This is a genomic window from Klebsiella sp. 141251, assembly GCF_050600725.1.
Classification (GTDB): domain Bacteria; phylum Pseudomonadota; class Gammaproteobacteria; order Enterobacterales; family Enterobacteriaceae; genus Klebsiella; species Klebsiella aerogenes.
Genome location: NZ_JAQIRG010000012.1, coordinates 20,098 through 36,155 on the forward strand (window position 1 = coordinate 20,098; position 16,058 = coordinate 36,155).

Annotated in this window: 16 protein-coding genes and 1 other annotated feature; of the genes, 6 read left to right on the forward strand and 10 right to left on the reverse strand. The window is 55.1% G+C overall.

Annotated elements, in window-relative coordinates:
• Window positions 1–41 precede the first annotated feature (41 nt).
• Both PGR09_RS22045 and emrD read left to right on the forward strand, forming a co-directional pair.
• Complete coding sequence (locus PGR09_RS22045) at window positions 42–875, forward strand: DMT family transporter (protein WP_063416238.1); 834 nt, start codon at window positions 42–44, stop codon at window positions 873–875.
• Between the two features lie 175 nt (window positions 876–1,050).
• Window positions 1,051–2,235, forward strand: a complete 1,185-nt coding sequence (gene emrD, locus PGR09_RS22050) for a multidrug efflux MFS transporter EmrD (RefSeq protein ID WP_047044642.1) — start codon at window positions 1,051–1,053, stop codon at window positions 2,233–2,235.
• A gap of 143 nt (window positions 2,236–2,378) precedes the next feature.
• On the opposite strand, the gene dsdC is transcribed toward emrD, so the two are convergent.
• On the reverse strand, window positions 2,379–3,302 hold the full coding sequence (gene dsdC, locus PGR09_RS22055; RefSeq protein WP_289577819.1) for a DNA-binding transcriptional regulator DsdC: 924 nt from the start codon (window positions 3,300–3,302) through the stop codon (window positions 2,379–2,381).
• Window positions 3,303–3,525: 223 nt separating this feature from the next.
• Here dsdC and dsdX point away from each other — a divergent pair, with 223 nt between their 5' ends.
• Complete coding sequence (dsdX, locus tag PGR09_RS22060) at window positions 3,526–4,863, forward strand: D-serine transporter DsdX (RefSeq protein ID WP_045389052.1); 1,338 nt, start codon at window positions 3,526–3,528, stop codon at window positions 4,861–4,863.
• A gap of 16 nt (window positions 4,864–4,879) precedes the next feature.
• Entirely contained in the window at window positions 4,880–6,208 is a 1,329-nt protein-coding gene (gene dsdA / locus PGR09_RS22065; protein ID WP_047044636.1) for a D-serine ammonia-lyase, read from the forward strand.
• On the opposite strand, the gene PGR09_RS22070 is transcribed toward dsdA, so the two are convergent.
• The 5 genes from PGR09_RS22070 to PGR09_RS22090 all read right to left on the reverse strand — a co-directional run bounded on the left by PGR09_RS22070 (window position 6,205) and on the right by PGR09_RS22090 (window position 10,429).
• Window positions 6,205–6,693, reverse strand: a complete 489-nt coding sequence (locus PGR09_RS22070; RefSeq protein ID WP_063447573.1) for a hypothetical protein — start codon at window positions 6,691–6,693, stop codon at window positions 6,205–6,207. The two genes, dsdA and PGR09_RS22070, sit on opposite strands and share 4 nt — an antisense overlap.
• Entirely contained in the window at window positions 6,690–7,052 is a 363-nt protein-coding gene (locus tag PGR09_RS22075; RefSeq protein WP_015369054.1) for a DUF202 domain-containing protein, read from the reverse strand. The genes PGR09_RS22070 and PGR09_RS22075 overlap by 4 nt, the downstream gene beginning before the upstream one ends.
• Window positions 7,042–7,389 carry a YidH family protein gene (locus PGR09_RS22080; protein WP_015369053.1) on the reverse strand — a complete coding sequence of 116 codons (348 nt, stop codon included), beginning with the start codon at window positions 7,387–7,389 and terminating at the stop codon, window positions 7,042–7,044. Before PGR09_RS22080 ends, PGR09_RS22075 begins: the two co-directional genes overlap by 11 nt.
• A gap of 98 nt (window positions 7,390–7,487) precedes the next feature.
• Window positions 7,488–8,810 (reverse strand): 6-phospho-alpha-glucosidase, encoded by a 1,323-nt coding sequence (locus PGR09_RS22085; RefSeq protein ID WP_020077628.1) that lies wholly within the window; start codon window positions 8,808–8,810, stop codon window positions 7,488–7,490.
• On the reverse strand, window positions 8,807–10,429 hold the full coding sequence (locus tag PGR09_RS22090) for an alpha-glucoside-specific PTS transporter subunit IIBC (protein WP_430916521.1): 1,623 nt from the start codon (window positions 10,427–10,429) through the stop codon (window positions 8,807–8,809). The genes PGR09_RS22085 and PGR09_RS22090 overlap by 4 nt, the downstream gene beginning before the upstream one ends.
• Window positions 10,430–10,726: 297 nt before the next feature.
• Between PGR09_RS22090 and PGR09_RS22095 the strand changes: the two genes are divergently transcribed.
• Complete coding sequence (locus PGR09_RS22095) at window positions 10,727–11,473, forward strand: GntR family transcriptional regulator (RefSeq protein WP_015369049.1); 747 nt, start codon at window positions 10,727–10,729, stop codon at window positions 11,471–11,473.
• Here PGR09_RS22095 and PGR09_RS22100 read toward each other — a convergent pair.
• The 4 genes from PGR09_RS22100 to ibpA all read right to left on the reverse strand — a co-directional run bounded on the left by PGR09_RS22100 (window position 11,441) and on the right by ibpA (window position 15,426).
• Complete coding sequence (locus PGR09_RS22100; RefSeq protein WP_047044622.1) at window positions 11,441–13,102, reverse strand: putative transporter; 1,662 nt, start codon at window positions 13,100–13,102, stop codon at window positions 11,441–11,443. The genes PGR09_RS22095 and PGR09_RS22100 overlap by 33 nt on opposite strands.
• Before the next feature lie 438 nt (window positions 13,103–13,540).
• Entirely contained in the window at window positions 13,541–14,233 is a 693-nt protein-coding gene (locus PGR09_RS22105) for a hypothetical protein (RefSeq protein ID WP_047044619.1), read from the reverse strand.
• Window positions 14,234–14,467: 234 nt separating this feature from the next.
• Window positions 14,468–14,896, reverse strand: coding sequence for a small heat shock chaperone IbpB (gene ibpB / locus PGR09_RS22110; RefSeq protein ID WP_015369047.1), 429 nt, complete (start codon window positions 14,894–14,896; stop codon window positions 14,468–14,470).
• 116 nt (window positions 14,897–15,012) lie between these two features.
• Window positions 15,013–15,426, reverse strand: coding sequence for a small heat shock chaperone IbpA (gene ibpA, locus PGR09_RS22115; RefSeq protein ID WP_015703892.1), 414 nt, complete (start codon window positions 15,424–15,426; stop codon window positions 15,013–15,015).
• Window positions 15,420–15,494 (reverse strand) — a sequence feature (ROSE (Repression Of Heat Shock gene Expression) occurs in the 5'-region of heat shock genes and acts as an RNA thermometer to modulate expression.). It overlaps the preceding gene by 7 nt.
• A 233-nt stretch (window positions 15,495–15,727) precedes the next feature.
• Between ibpA and PGR09_RS22120 the strand changes: the two genes are divergently transcribed.
• Window positions 15,728–16,057 (forward strand): YceK/YidQ family lipoprotein, encoded by a 330-nt coding sequence (locus tag PGR09_RS22120; RefSeq protein ID WP_020077625.1) that lies wholly within the window; start codon window positions 15,728–15,730, stop codon window positions 16,055–16,057.
• Window position 16,058 lies beyond the last annotated feature (1 nt).

The window sequence follows — 16,058 nt, forward strand, 5'->3', positions numbered from 1 at the left end:
GTGTTACAGTCCGCTGACCTTAACTGCTGAATTTGCCTGCGATGACCATCACCGTATTCTGCATTTTGCTGTTCGCCGCACTGCTGCACGCCAGCTGGAACGCTATCGTCAAAGCCAGCGGCGATAAAATGTACGCGGCGATAAGCGTCAGCGGGTCGGCCTCGCTGATCGCCCTGGTGATGCTCCCCTTCGCGCCACAGCCGACGCTGGCCAGCGCCCCCTATCTGGTGGCGTCATGTGTATTACAGGTGGTGTATACAGTACTGGTGGCGAAGACCTATCAGGTGTCGGATATGAGCCAGACCTATCCGCTAATGCGCGGCACCGCGCCGCTGCTGGTCGCGGCTATCAGCGTGATATTTCTCGGCGATCGCTTATCGCCGCTGGCCTGGTTGGGTATTGGCGTCATCTGTCTGGCGATTCTGGCAATGGCCTTCAACGGCCGCGTCAGTTCCCGCAAAGGCATCATGCTGGCGCTGATCAACGCCTGTTTTATCGCGGGCTATACGCTGGTGGATGGCACCGGGGTTCGGCTGGCGGGTTCGGCGCTCGGCTATACCCTGTGGACCTTTTTTATGAACGGTTGCTGCCTGCTGTGCTGGGCGATGGCGGCACGGCGGCGCGAAGCCAGCCGTTATTTACGCCAGCACTGGAAAAAGGGCATCCTCGGCGGCGTCGGCACCATGGGATCCTACGGCCTGGCGCTATGGGCGATGACTCAGGCGCCGCTGGCGGTGGTCGCCGCGCTGCGTGAAACCTCCATTCTGTTCGGCGCGCTGATCGCATTTATCGTCCTGAAGGAACAAGTGGTAGCGCTGCGCATCGTTGCCGCCTGTGGTATTGCCGCTGGAGCAATCCTGCTGCGTCTCTCATAGATTAAAATGGCAACATTAGTTGCCGATCCTGTTTACAAAACCTGCCTGAATTTTCCCCAATAATCGGTGCTATGTAGTTGTTCTGTCATTTTATTGTGGTAGATTCCTCCATCGTTTAAGGGGTGTGTCAGTCACATATTCTTCATTTCTCATTGCTCACGAAGTATTCATCGACATGAAACGGCATAAGAACTTCAATTTGTTGTTGATGCTGGTACTGCTGGTGGCCGTTGGCCAGATGGCGCAGACCATTTATATTCCGGCTATCGCCGACATGGCGGTATCGCTTAACGTCCGTGAAGGGGCGGTACAAAGCGTAATGGCGGCCTACCTCCTGACGTACGGCATTTCGCAGCTGTTCTACGGCCCGCTCTCTGACCGCGTGGGCCGCCGCCCGGTGATCCTCGTCGGGATGTCTATTTTTATGCTGGCGACGCTGGTTGCCATCACCACCCATAGCCTGCCGGTGTTGATCGCCGCCAGCGCCATGCAGGGGATGGGCACCGGCGTCGGCGGCGTCATGGCGCGCACCCTGCCGCGAGACCTGTATGAAGGCGCGCAGCTACGTCACGCCAACAGTTTGTTAAATATGGGGATACTGGTCAGCCCGCTGATTGCGCCGCTGCTCGGCGGCATCCTCGATACCCTGTGGAACTGGCGCGCCTGCTACGCCTTCTTACTGGTGCTGTGCGCGGGCGTGACCTTCAGCATGGCGAAATGGATGCCGGAAACGCGGCCACAAGGCGCGCCGCGGACGAAACTACTGGCCAGTTACAAAACGCTGTTCGGTACCGGCGCCTTTAACTGTTACCTGCTGATGCTGGTGGGCGGGCTGGCCGGAATTGCGGTGTTCGAAGCCTGTTCCGGCGTGCTGATGGGCGCGGTGCTCGGCCTGAGCAGTATGGCGGTCAGTATTCTGTTTATTCTGCCGATCCCGGCGGCGTTCTTCGGCGCGTGGTTCGCTGGCCGTCCGAATAAACGCTTCTCAACGCTGATGTGGCAGTCGGTTATCTGCTGCCTGCTGGCGGGAGTTATGATGTGGTTGCCTGGGCTGTTCGGCGTTATGACCGTCTGGACACTGCTGGTGCCTGCGGCGCTGTTCTTCTTCGGCGCGGGTATGTTGTTCCCGCTGGCTACCAGCGGCGCGATGGAGCCATTTCCGTTCCTCGCCGGTACCGCTGGCGCGCTGGTTGGCGGCTTGCAGAATATCGGCTCCGGCGTGCTGGCCTGGCTGTCGGCGATGATGCCGCAAACGGGGCAAAGCAGCCTCGGCCTGCTAATGATGTTAATGGGGCTGTTGATTCTGCTGTGCTGGCTGCCGCTGGCCTCGCGCTTTACCAGCCACCAGCAGCCGGTATAAGCGCCGCTGGCGCTCCCCGGATAGCGGCTTACGCCTTATCCGGGCTACCGTTCTGATGAAGGCCCCGGCGGTGGGTTCCGTAGAACCGTAGCCCTGCTAAGCGTAGCGCAAGCAGGGAAATCCCCCGGATAGCGGCTTTTGCCCTATGTCAGGCTGTGCAGCCATTCGATAAAGGCGTCGATTTTCGGCCACTGACGGCCCGGCAGGGTCGTCACATAGTAGTGCTGGTGACACTTCAGCGTCATGTCGCCGAACGGCGCGATAAGCTCCCCGCTCTCTAACCGCTTCTGCACCAGCCGTTTACGCCCCATCGCTACTCCGACGTGATTCATCGCCGCAATCACCGCTAAATCAGAACGATCGAAGCCGATACCCGACGATTGCGGCAATTCAATCGCAAACTGCTGCGCCCAGCTGAACCACTCATCGGTGCCGGAATCATTGCTCCATGCCTGGCGGTCATGGAGTAACGTGCAGTAGCGCAGATTGCCTGGATTGTGGATTAACTGCTGCTGTTGCGCGTATTTCGGCGTACATACCGGCACGATCGCTTCATCCATCAGAAAATGATGGCTGAGCTGTGTTGACGGCGCGTCATCAAAATAGATTGCCAGATCGATACCCGCCCGCTGTAGATTGACGTTATCGTTGCCGGTGAGCACAGTCAGCGAGATGGACGGATAGCGGCGAGTGAAATCGCCCAGCGCCGGTACCAGCCAGCACTGCGCGATCGACGGGCGCGAGTACACCGTCAGCGTGCCGGAGAGCTCCTGATTTTTAATATCCAGAATCTCCTGGTTAAGGCTATCCAGCGAGGATTTCAACGCCCAGAATACCCGCCGCCCCTCGCGGGTCAGCTCCACCTTGCGGTGCGAACGTATAAATAGCTGAATACCCAGCTCTTCTTCCAGCTGGTTGATACGATGGCTAACGGCGCTCGGCGTCAGCGACAGCTCTTCCGCCGCCAGTGCAAAGGACTCATGGCGAGCCGCGACTTCAAAGGTGTACAGCTTTGATAACTGCCAGCCGTTTAGCAGCCGGTTGCCTATCTCTTTCATCACATCCATCACAATTCCTCGCCTTTTCTTTGCCGGTAAGTGTAAAAAAAACGCAGCCGGAGCGCGCCTGAAAGATGAATAAAAGTGACCCAATACACATTTAACGGGCTATTTAAGAACCAAATCACGCTTTTGCATCAATTTGGATCACCTGAAAGGCGATTTATATCGTTTGTCAGCCTATGTCGCTTTTCTGTTCAATAACCACACGTTATTTACGGCGAGGTGGGGTATGGAATCTCAAATCTGGGTGGTAGGCACGCTATTTATCAGTATCGTGTTAATCGTTTTAACGATCGTCAAACTGAAGTTTCATCCGTTTCTGGCGCTCCTGCTGGCGAGCTTTTTCGTCGGCGCGATGATGGGCATGGGGCCGCTGGATATGGTCAACGCCATTGAGAGCGGTATTGGCGGTACGCTTGGCTTCCTGGCGGCGGTGATCGGTCTCGGTACCATCCTCGGGAAGATGATGGAAGTCTCCGGCGCGGCGGAACGCATCGGCCTGGCGCTACAGCGCTGTCGCTGGTTGTCGGCGGACGTAATTATGGTGCTGGTTGGCCTAATCTGCGGTATTACGCTGTTTGTTGAAGTCGGCGTGGTGCTGCTAATCCCGCTGGCGTTCTCCATTGCCAAAAAAACCAATACCTCGCTGCTGAAGCTGGCCATCCCCCTGTGTACCGCGCTGATGGCGGTGCATTGCGTGGTGCCGCCGCATCCGGCCGCGCTGTTCGTGGCGAATAAACTCGGCGCAGATATCGGTACGGTTATCGTCTATGGCCTGCTGGTTGGCCTGATTGCCTCGCTGGTTGGCGGCCCATTGTTCCTCAAGCTGCTCGGCAACCGCCTACCGTTTAAACCGGTGCCGACCGAGTTTTCTAACCTTGAAGTACGCGAAGAATCGACGCTGCCCTCGCTCGGCGCTACGCTATTTACCGTGCTGCTACCGATTGGGCTGATGCTGGTGAAAACCGTCGCTGAATTGAACATGGCTAAAGGCGGCACGCTGTATATGTTGCTGGAATTTATCGGCAACCCGATCACCGCGATGTTTATTGCCGTTTTTGTCGCTTATTACATTCTCGGTATTCGTCGCCAGATGGGGATGGGCGTCCTGCTGACTCATACTGAAAACGGCTTCGGATCGATTGCTAATATTCTGCTGATTATTGGCGCGGGCGGCGCGTTCAACGCGATTTTGAAATCCAGCGGCCTGGCCGATAGCCTGGCGGTGATCCTCTCGAATCTGCATATGCATCCGATTCTGCTGGCCTGGCTGGTGGCGCTGATCCTTCACGCCGCCGTCGGTTCCGCTACCGTGGCCATGATGGGCGCCACCGCTATCGTCGCCCCGATGCTGCCGCTGTATCCCGGCGTAAGCCCGGAGATCATCGCTATTGCCATCGGTTCCGGCGCCATTGGCTGCACGATCGTAACGGATTCCCTGTTCTGGCTGGTGAAACAATACTGTGGCGCAAGCCTCAGCGAAACGTTCAAGTATTATACGACGGCGACATTTATCGCTTCTTTACTTGCACTCGCCGCCACCTTCCTGCTTTCTTTCATCATCTAAGCGAACGAGACGTAATATGAAAAACGCTGACCTGACCCAATTAACCGCGACCTTCCCGCTTGTGCAGGAGCTGATCGCGCTGAAAGAAACCACCTGGTTTAACCCGGCGACGACGACGCTGGCGCAAGGTTTGCCCTATGTCGGCCTGACCGCCGCAGATGTAAAAGACGCTCACGAACGCCTGCAGCGCTTCGCGCCGTATCTGGCGGAAGCCTTTCCGGAAACGGCCGCCACCGGCGGGATTATCGAATCAGAAGTGGTTGCCATTCCGGCAATGAAACGCCGCCTCGAGCAACAATTCAATCAGCCGATTAATGGCGATCTGTTACTGAAAAAAGATAGCCACCTGCCGATTTCGGGTTCCATTAAGGCGCGCGGCGGTATTTATGAAGTGCTGACCCATGCGGAAAAGCTGGCGCTGGAAGCCGGACTGCTCACCATCGCAGATGATTATCGCAAATTGCTGACGCCGGAATTCAAACAGTTCTTCAGCCAGTACAGCATCGCCGTCGGTTCTACCGGCAACCTCGGTATGTCGATTGGCATCATGAGCGCGCGCATCGGTTTTAAGGTCACGGTGCATATGTCGGCGGATGCCCGCGCATGGAAAAAGGCCAAACTGCGCAGCCACGGCGTAACGGTCGTTGAGTATGAAGAAGATTACGGCGTGGCGGTCGAACAGGGGCGCAAGGCGGCGGAATCCGACCCGAACTGTTTCTTCATCGACGATGAAAACTCGCGCACGCTGTTCCTCGGCTATGCCGTGGCCGGCGAACGCCTGAAAGCGCAGTTTGCCCAAGCAGGACGCGTGGTCGATGCCGATCACCCGCTGTTCGTCTATCTGCCATGCGGCGTTGGCGGCGGCCCCGGTGGCGTCGCATTTGGCCTGAAACTGGCGTTTGGTGACCACGTTCACTGTCTGTTCGCCGAACCGACCCATTCGCCCTGTATGCTGCTCGGCATTTACACCGGGCTCCATGACCAGATTGCGGTGCAGGATTTAGGGATTGATAACCTGACCGCCGCCGATGGTCTGGCGGTCGGCCGCGCTTCCGGCTTCGTTGGCCGGGCGATGGAGCGCCTGCTCGACGGCCTGTATACCCTTGACGATCAAACGATGTACGACATGCTGGGCTGGCTGGCAACGGCGGAAAACATTCGCCTTGAGCCGTCCGCGCTGGCCGGGATGGCAGGGCCGCAGCGCGTCTGCGCCAGTAAAGCGTACCATCAGCTACAAGGACTGAGCGACGAACAGCTACGTCAGGCCACCCACCTGGTATGGGCGACCGGCGGCGGTATGGTGCCGGAAGAAGAGATGGCGCAGTATCTGGCGAAGGGACGTTAAATCGCTCGCAGCAGCGGCATCAGTTCGCCCGGTGACCGCTGCTGTTTACGCAGATCGCGCATGACCCGCATACAGGGGGCGCTGGCGACATAGAACTGGCGGTAGCCTTCACAGAGCGGGTCGTCGTCGCCCGCGCACAGCCGCCGCCATGCACAGACAAAACAGGCGCTATTGGCGGCCACCTGCCGCTGTTCGCGCAGCGGTTCGCCGCACCAGATACGCAGGGTTTCCTCAAACAACGTAATCGTTATGCGGCCAATATCTTCCCGCGCCCAGATATGGAAAATGGCGCAAAGGAATTTTCCCCATGCATTGGCATCTTCCGCTCTGAGCTGCGGAATAAAACGAACGGCGCGCACGCCCTGCGCGCGTAGCTCCCGATATAGCTGCTGCGGTTGCTGGCAGTGGTGGCGATAAACTTTGACCTCCTGCACTGCCGGTTCGTTGTGAGCGAGGGAGTGGCATTCTGTCCGACATCCTGTCATGTCACATCCTTAAGAAATAAAATGATCTGCCGTAGATGCGTTACAGCAAACAATAATGACAGCGAAAGCACTGCGAGGGAGATCAAAAATTTGTCACGAACTGCTCCCGGCTGCAAAAAATCGCTCTCGGCAACATCCATTAAATGGCGGCTGCGGGTGTAGCGCCAGAGAACGATCGCCACCACAGCCAGTACGCCAATCGATATCCAGAACGCCAGCCCGGCGCTATGCCAGTTATGTTTGATCGCCAGCGCCATCAGCGCCCCGTAGCCAAGCAGAGTACGGAACCACGCCAGCGAGGTGCGCTCCGGCTGTAAACCGGGATCGTTCTCCCGCCGCGCCCGGCGTTTATCCGCCATACAGCACCAGCAGCATCACCGCCGCCACGACCGCCAGCAGCAGGACGCTAATCACCAGCAGCGTACGGGTATAGGGGAGATCCTGCTTCAGGCGCATCGCCTTTTCGTTACTCAACCAGCGCAGATAGCCATACACCGCCAGCCCGCCGGCAAACAGGCACAGCAGCAGCGCCAGCACTTCGCGAATAAGCGGAGTGGCAAAATCCGGCGCCAGCTGATCGAGCCCGACGCCCGCGGCGAGAAAGCCGAGCGCCGTACGGATCCACGCCAGAAAGGTGCGTTCATTGGCCAGCGAAAAGCGGTAATCCGGCGCTTCGCCAATGCGGGAAATTTTCATCAGCAGTCCTTGTTCGTCACGCAAGCAGGCCACAGCATAGCCTAAATCACGAACAGGAGAGAAGAACCGGCACCCGATGGATGCCGGTAAAACGAGGGTTAATGCAGCTCAGGCCAGTACGCTTTATTGGCGGCAATCAGGTCATCGAGGATCGCTTTCGCCACCGAGGCGCTCGGTACGGTTTTCGATAGCGTAATCGCCTGCCACAGCTTGTGATATGAACGCTGCTCCCACGCATCCACCACCAGTTTTTCCACCGCCACCTGCTGGCTCATCATCCCTTTCTGGAAATGCGGAATATCGCCCACCGTCAACGGCTCCGGTCCGTTATGACCGACCAGACAAGGGATCTCTACCATCGCGTCGGCATCAAAGTTATGGATTGCGCCATTGTTCGGCACAATCAACAACATTCTTTCCTGAGTGTTAAAGGCGATAGCCGTCGCTAAATCGACGATATACGACGCGTGTTCGTCGATCTCCAGATCGCCCGCGGAAGATTTACCGGCGGCAATAATCGCCCGGCAGGCGCTAAAGACGTTTTTCTCCCGATGATCCATTACCTCATTCGCGCGGGTACGTTCCGGGTTGGAGTGCGCGACCACGTAATCCGGGAACAGATAATATTTCAGGTAAGTGTTTGGCATCGTTTGCGGATCCAGCGCCTGTACATCTTTCGCTTTGGCAAACGTATCGTTCCAGCTGGCTTCGGTGTGCGGGTCATTTGATGGCGGTACATAGCCGTATTTCGCCACATACTCGCGCAGTTTCGGCATCAAATCGTTGCCGTCGAGATCTTCAATCGAGGTCCACCAGCCGAAGTGATTAAGGCCGTAGTAACGCACGCGCATCTGTTTGCGGTCTTTCAGCCCGACGATTTGCGCCATCCGCCCTTCAATGCCGATCGGCATATCGCAAATATTGAGAATTTTAGCATTAGGCCGCAGGCGACGGGTGGCTTCAGCCACTATCGCCGCCGGGTTGGAGTAGTTGAGCATCCAGGCGTTTGGCGAATATTTCTCCATATAATCCACCAACTCCAGCACGCCGCCGATAGAGCGCATACCATAGGCAATCCCGCCCGGTCCGCAGGTTTCCTGACCCAACACGCCGTGGCGCAGCGGTATTTTTTCATCTTGCTCGCGCATCGGGTATTTGCCGACGCGGATGTGCGCCATCACGAAGTCGACATCGCTAAAGGCGGCCTGCGGGTCGGTGGTGTAGCTGAACTCAATCTCTGGCGCCTGTTCTTTGAGGATAATTTTACAGGCTTCGGCGATAGTCTCCTGACGCGCGCCGTCGTTGTCATAAAATTTTAGCGCCCGCAGCGGGAAACGATCGCGGTTTGCCAACAGCATTAAAACGATGCCAGGGGTAAAGGTGCTGCCGCCGCCTGCGATAACAACTGAGAATTTTTTCATGATACTGCCTCCGTCATGGTGGTGTGTTCGGTCGATAAAGAATCTTTCATTAAGGTTTCCAGCTGGTCGCGAACCTGCGGGACATGCAGACCAACAATGACCTGAATGCCGTTGCCGCGGCGGACCACGCCGTGAGCGCCGAGCGCTTTAAACACCTCGTCGCTTTGCGTTTTCGCCATATCCACCAGCGCGATACGCAGTCGGGTGGCGCAGTTATTGATGCTTTCAATATTGCCGGCCCCGCCCAGCGCCTGCAGGAAGCCGGCGGCCTGGCCCAGCTTGTTTTCCGCAGCTGCCGCCACGCTGGTTTTACCGCGCGCCTCCTGATAATCCGCTTTGCTGTAAAGCTTGATTTCACTGTCTTCGCGACCCGGCGTTTTCAGGTTCAGGCGTAGGATCAGGGTGCGGAAGATGACGAAGTAGATGCCGGTAAAGCAGAGGCCGATGCCTATCTGGATAAACATCATCGACGCGTGGTGATGGAACATCGGGATCCAGTTTTGCGGCAGGAACTGATCGAGCAGGCCGCCGCCGAAGTTCCCCACGACGCCGCAGATATACATCACCGTCGCCATGGTGGCCGCCAGCAGCGCATGCACGGCAAATAGCAGCGGCGAGATAAACAAGAAGGTAAACTCGAGTGGCTCGGTAATGCCCACCAGCACCGCGGTCAGGGTGGCGGGGATCAGCAAACCGGCGACCTTCACCCGGTTTTGCGGCGCGGCGGTGAAGTAAAGCGCCAGCGCAATACCCACCGAACCAAAGACTTTCGAATTGCCATGCAGCGCAAAACCGCCCTCAGGGAACAGCGCTTTCAACGGTTCAACGCTCTGGCTAAATTCCTGCAGATGCTGCGCCCAGTAGACCTGGATGCCGCCCTCCACTACCGCCGGACCAAAGATAAATGGCCCATAGACAAAGTGATGAAGGCCGGTCGGGATCAAAATGCGCTCAAGAAAGATGTAAACCCACACCCCGAGCGCGCCGGCTGAGCGCAGGAAAGCCTGTAGCGACTCAATCCCCATCTGTACCTTCGGCCAGCCGAGCAGCGTAAGCCAGGCACAAGGGATCATCGCGAGAAAAGCAACGATCACCACGAACGACGATCCCTGAAAAATACCGAGGAACACCGGCAGCGGTTTATCGAAGTAACGATTGTGCAGCGCGGTGACGATGCCGGAGATAACGATGGCCCCGATAATGCTGGTATCCAGGGTTTTAATCCCGGCAATCATCGTCAGGCCGCTTCCCGCCGTGGGATCAAGGGAGAAATCAACGCCGAAGAAGTGGCCCCAGGTCATCCCCATGGCGTTGATGAAGTAGTTCCAGGTAAGAAAACTGACCAGTACCGCCAGGCAGGCCCGGCCCTGGGCCTGCTTCGCCAGGCCAATCGGCAGGCCGACGGCGAAAATCAGCGGCATATTACGAAAGACGGTCCAGCCGCCCTCTTCAATGATGTGAACAATTTGCGCGAACAGGCTATCGGGTGCGGTGAGCGCTTCGCCGACAAACATCGGATTACGCAGCATAATGGCGATACCCACCACAATCCCGGCGAATGGGAACAGCAAAACCGGGGTAAACATGGCGCCGCCAAAGCGTTGTATTTGACTGAGCATTTGAAAATCCTCATGTAACAACTCGTAGGGTAAGTGGCCTTTTTTTATTCTTTACCGGCCTGCTTCGAGCATAGGAATTCGCCCCGTCGGCAACATGCTGCGCCGCTGCGATTCGTGATCGCATTCATGGTTTTAATTCGGTCAATGTTGTCTACTTTTTGCGTAAAACATAGACACGATGAATTGAGGTGACGAAATCAATGTCACTTATAGTTTTTAATTTATTGTTTTTTATAATTTTATAATTCACGTCAGCTGGCTATCGCTGATTCATCAATGACGAATAGAGGTCTACTGGTGATCTACAAATCTATTGCTGACAAACTGCGTTTACGGCTCAACTCTTCCGATTTCAACATTGGCAGCCCGTTACCGGGCGAGAAAAAACTGGCGCAGGAGTTCGGCGTGGCGCGCATGACGATTCGCAAAGCCATTGACCTGCTGGTGGAAAGTGGATTAGTGGTGCGCCGCCACGGCTCCGGCACCTATGTCGCGCGCAAAGATGTACACCATGAGACCAGCAACCTGACCGGGCTGGCGGAAGTTCTGCGCCAGCAGGGTAAAGAAGTGGTGAGTCAGGTGTTGATATTCGAAGTGATGCCCGCGCCGCCGGCTATCGCCAGTCAGCTGCGAATTAAAATTGATGAACGGATCTATTTCTCACGCCGGGTGCGCTACGTCGATGGTAAACCGCTAATGCTGGAGGACAGTTATATGCCGGTTAAACTGTTCCGCCATCTGTCGTTGGGTCATCTGGAGGGGTCGAAGTTCGACTATATCGAGAAAGAGTGCGGTATCACCATCAGCGGCAACTATGAAACCCTCACCCCGGTACTGGCGGATAAACAGCTGGCACGCTCAATGAACGTGCCGGAGCAGACGCCGCTGCTGCGCATTACCTCGCTTTCCTACAGCGATAGCGGCGAGTTTCTTAACTATTCCGTGATGTTCCGCAACGCCAGCGAGTATCAGGTGGATTACCACCTGCGCCGGGTCCAGGCACAGAGCCCGCTAACTCAGCCCCCAGAACAGCACGGCCAGTAGTTGAGGGGTGATTATCCGCAGGAACATCACCAGCGGATAAACCGTGGCGTAGGAGAGCGCCGCCGCGCCGCTGGTGGCGTGCAGGTTGTTGGCGAAGGCCAGCGCCGGCGGGTCGGTCATTGAGCCCGCCAGCATGCCGCAGAGGGTCAGATAGTTCATCTTCGCCAGCATCCGCGCCAGTATGCCCACCGTCAGCAGCGGGATAGCGGTGATGAAAATACCGTAGGCTATCCAGCTGAGCCCCTCGCCGTGGAGCAGGGTGTCGACAAAATCGCCGCCGGATTTCAGCCCCACCACCGCCAGAAACAGCACAATACCGAGTTCGCGCAGCGCCAGGTTGGCGCTCGGCGGCATAAACCAGTACAGCTTACCGATGCTGCCGATACGCCCGAGGATGAGCGCCATAATCAGCGGCCCGCCGGCCAGCCCCAGTTTTAACGCCGCCGGGAAACCGGGAATAAATAGCGGAATGGAACCAAGCAGTACCCCGAGACCAATGCCGATAAACACCGGTAGCATCTGCACCTGCTGCAGCTTTTGCTGCGCGTTGCCGAGTTCATTGGCCACCGCGTCAATGGCCTGAGGCCGTCCAACTAAGTTAAGAATGTCGCCAAACTGCAGGCTGGCATGGCTGCTAGCCACCAGCTCAACCCCAGCGCGATTAAGCCGCGAGATCACGACGTCATAGCGTTGTTTAAAGTGCAGATCGCGGATTTTCTTCCCTAATACCTTCTCGTTAGTGACCACCACGCGTTCCACTTTGAGATCGGTACCGCGCGTTGAGAGCGAAGTCGCCACTTCTTTACCAATCACCAGTTGCGCGTTATGTAAATCTTCCGGCCGCCCGACCAGGTGCAGCAGGTCGCCATGCTGGATAAGCGTAGCCGGCGCCGGCACCATCAATAGCTCATCGCGCTTCAACCGCGAGCAGATAATTTTGTCGCTGTTGAGCATTGGCACGTCCTGAATCGCCATATTATTTAGATTCGGGTTTTCCACCCGCACGTTAATGGTATGCAGATGAGCGTGCCCGTTACCGCTGCTCTCATCAAACTGCTGCGCCTCTTTTTCCACATTGATACGAAAGAACAGCCGCACCAGCCACATGGTCAGCAAAATGCCGCAGATACCAAACGGGTAGGCCATCGCGTAACTCATCCCCATCTGATCGACGACATCAAACGGCAGGCCAAGATCGCGCAGGATTTGCTGCCCGGCGCCAAGCGCGGGGGTGTTAGTGACCGCCCCAGAGAAGATGCCGAGAACGACCGGAAGCGGAATATTGAACAGTTTATGCAGGATCGCAGTCACCAGCCCGCCAAGTACGACGATAAGGATCGCGAACAGATTGAGCTTAAGGCCGGAGACGCGTAACGAGGCAAAAAAGCCCGGACCGACCTGAATACCGATGGTATAAACGAAGAGAATAAGGCCAAATTCCTGGATAAAATGCAGCATCGGGCTGCTCAGCGTAATCCCTGCCTGATCCACGAAGTGGCCCACGATAATGCCGCCAAACAGCACGCCGCCGATACCAAAGCCAACGCCGCGGATTTTGACATTGCCGATCCACAATCCCACCACCGCAACCAGCGCCAACACGCTGACGGTCAATGCTATATCACTCATACTATTTTCCCTGTGAATAACATTATCATTAACAGGGATTATGACTGCTGCCGGGTGGGTTGTATGCCGCATGGCGCACAATAATTGCGGAGTAGCTCCGCTACTCGGGAGCATTTTCTTTTTTGCAGCACTTTTTACTCGACAGGCGCAGTAGGGACGCCGCTGCAAGGTGCGCTTTGCGTAGAAGACTCGAGGGGCCTGCGGATTTTGAATCGATCGTTATTGAAGCTCCTCATCATTAAAATACATCCTACTTAACATAGCGGGCAAAGACATAAATAATAAAAATAACAAATACCCCCACAGGCCAAACAGGACCTTCAGGGAAAAATCTGAAAAACACAACGGCGAATATAACAACCAACAAAGCTGGAACATAAGCTGATATTAACGTTTTAAAAAACCGTTTCAAAAGTGACTTCACAAACCCCATATCATCTACCTAATCATTCGTTTAATAATATCAGCAATATCATCATCAGAGATTTGATGCACTCTAAATGCACCGGCCTTTTCAAATATAGATGAGACAAGAAAATACATCATTTCCAGCCCCTTTGAATATAATGCAAAATAATACCATGGATGAAGCGAGCGCAGTTGATTAGCACTCTCAGCTGCTTTTTGTACAATGCCATATACTCCAGCAATCCCAACAGCTATACCAGCAGCCCGACCGGTTAATGCACTCATGCTAAAGCTTACATTTGTACTTACTGCGACAGCCGATGCCACCCCCAGAGAAAAGCCCTGTTGTGTCAAGGTGCTTGCTGCTATGTGAATATTTACAGTCATGAGGATTTTTTTTATTTTTTCTAATTGCTGTGTCGTTTTGGACTTAAAAATCTCATCAAAATAAACCTTAACCATTTCAAAAACCACACTATCCCCTTCAATAACACGACCAAGACCTATTGTAAATCTTATATCCTCTTGCTTTTGTTGCTTGCAGACATCCTGATATTCACTGGTAAAGCATGAGGAATAATACAACGCTCTTTTAGCTCCTGAACCTATCATTTCAATCTGATTTGACACCCCCACTCTGACACTGGACAGAGCCCTATCAAATTTCAAAGCTAAGATTCTATTATTTTTAAAATATCCCTGAACTTCATTCCGGTAGTACATATCGCTCCTTGCTTCATTTATCATAATAGCTGTTAACAGCATCACTGGAACGGGTGGCCGCTCCCCTCACTTCAAGTGACTGCCGTTCATTCATAACATATCCCTTGTTTTAGTAAGCCTATATGGCAAGCATTCGTTTTTAAACTGAAACATCTGTTGCAGCAAGGTGATTTAATGCGCTTTCACGCACAAAAAAGCCCCGAGTTATCGGGGCTTGAAAGCGATGTGGCTTAATTAACTATTCAGCGCCGGGCGCTCGCTAATCGCGATACGCTGCGGGGCGGCGACTTCCGGCTCGTGGCGGGTTAAGTCGATATGTAACAAGCCGTTGGTGAAGGTGGCGCCAGAGACTTCCATATTATCCGCGAGGGTGAAACTCAGGCTGAAGGCCTGATTCACCAGCCCCTGATGCAGCCATTTGGTCTCTTTTTCAGCCGCCTGCGGCGTGCCTTTAACGGTCAGACGCGTACCTTCCAGCTGAATATCCAAATCTTCCTGACGGAACCCAGCTACCGCGAGGGTAATGCGGTAATGGTTATCGTCGCTTTTTTCGATGTTATAGGGCGGGAAGGTTTGGCTTTCACCGGCGGTTTGCAGGGCGTTAGCCAGTTTGTCAAAACCGATCCATTGACGCAGCAGTGGGGATAAATCGTAGTTACGCATAGTGTTTTCTCCTTCTGAGAAGCGAGTAGGTACCTGCGAATTCAGCGAATTCGCATCTGCTCCCTGACGGCGAGCAAGTTGTTTATTCAGGCCGCCGCGCGGCCTGAAGCGGTCAATTAGTTAATTTCGATACGGCGCGGTTTGTTCGCTTCCGGAATCACGCGTTCCAGATCGATATACAGCAGACCGTTGACCAGGTTCGCGCCGCGAATATGAATGTTATCGGCGAGCTGGAATTTACGCTCGAAGTTGCGCTCCGCGATACCCTGGTACAGATAGGTGCGCTCTTTCTGCTCGGCGGCATGGGAGCCTTTCACCACCAGAAGATTGTCTTGCGCGGTTATCTCTAATTCGCTTTCCGCAAAACCGGCGACGGCAATCGCGATGCGGTAATTGTTTTCATCTACTAATTCAACGTTATACGGAGGGTAGCCGCCGTTGCCCTGGCTTTGATTATTTTCTAACAGGTTGAACAGACGGTCGAAACCAATAGCAGAACGATAAAGCGGGGAGAGATCGAAATTACGCATAGTAAATAGCTCCTGAAATCAGCGAGAATTCAATGGCTTTCCATCATGGACAAGCCGTTATGACCCGGAATACCCCTCAGGCGTATCCTCATTGGGTGACACTACTAAAATGGGTGTGCCCCGACGCTTTTCAAGCCCTTTTCGGCCAAATTTTTTTGCAGTTTGCTGGCGAATGCTTAGACTGGTTGCAAAGCACAAAAGGCAAAGTGCGATACTCGCCACAGTGCAGTGCAATAACGCTAGGCATTCACGGGACGGCTCGTTATAACCGAAGTAACCCCGATAAAATGACGGAAGAGTGATGAAAAGCGGATTGTTAAAGCTGGTCCTGTTCAGCGGGATGATTAGTGTGGGCGGTTGCTCCAGCGTAATGTCGCATACCGGCGGCAAGGAAGGAACCTACCCAGGCACGCGCTCCAGCGCCCATACGCTGGGCGACGACGACACCAACTGGGGCGTGAAATCGCTGGTGGCCCTCGATATGCCGTTCACCGCGGTCATGGACACGCTGCTGCTGCCGTGGGATATGTTCCGTACCGACAGCTCGGTAAAATCGCGCGTCGAGAAAAGCGAGCAGGAGACGCTGGCGACCAACTCCGTGATCCCGCCAGCGCCAATGCCTTCGCGCTAAG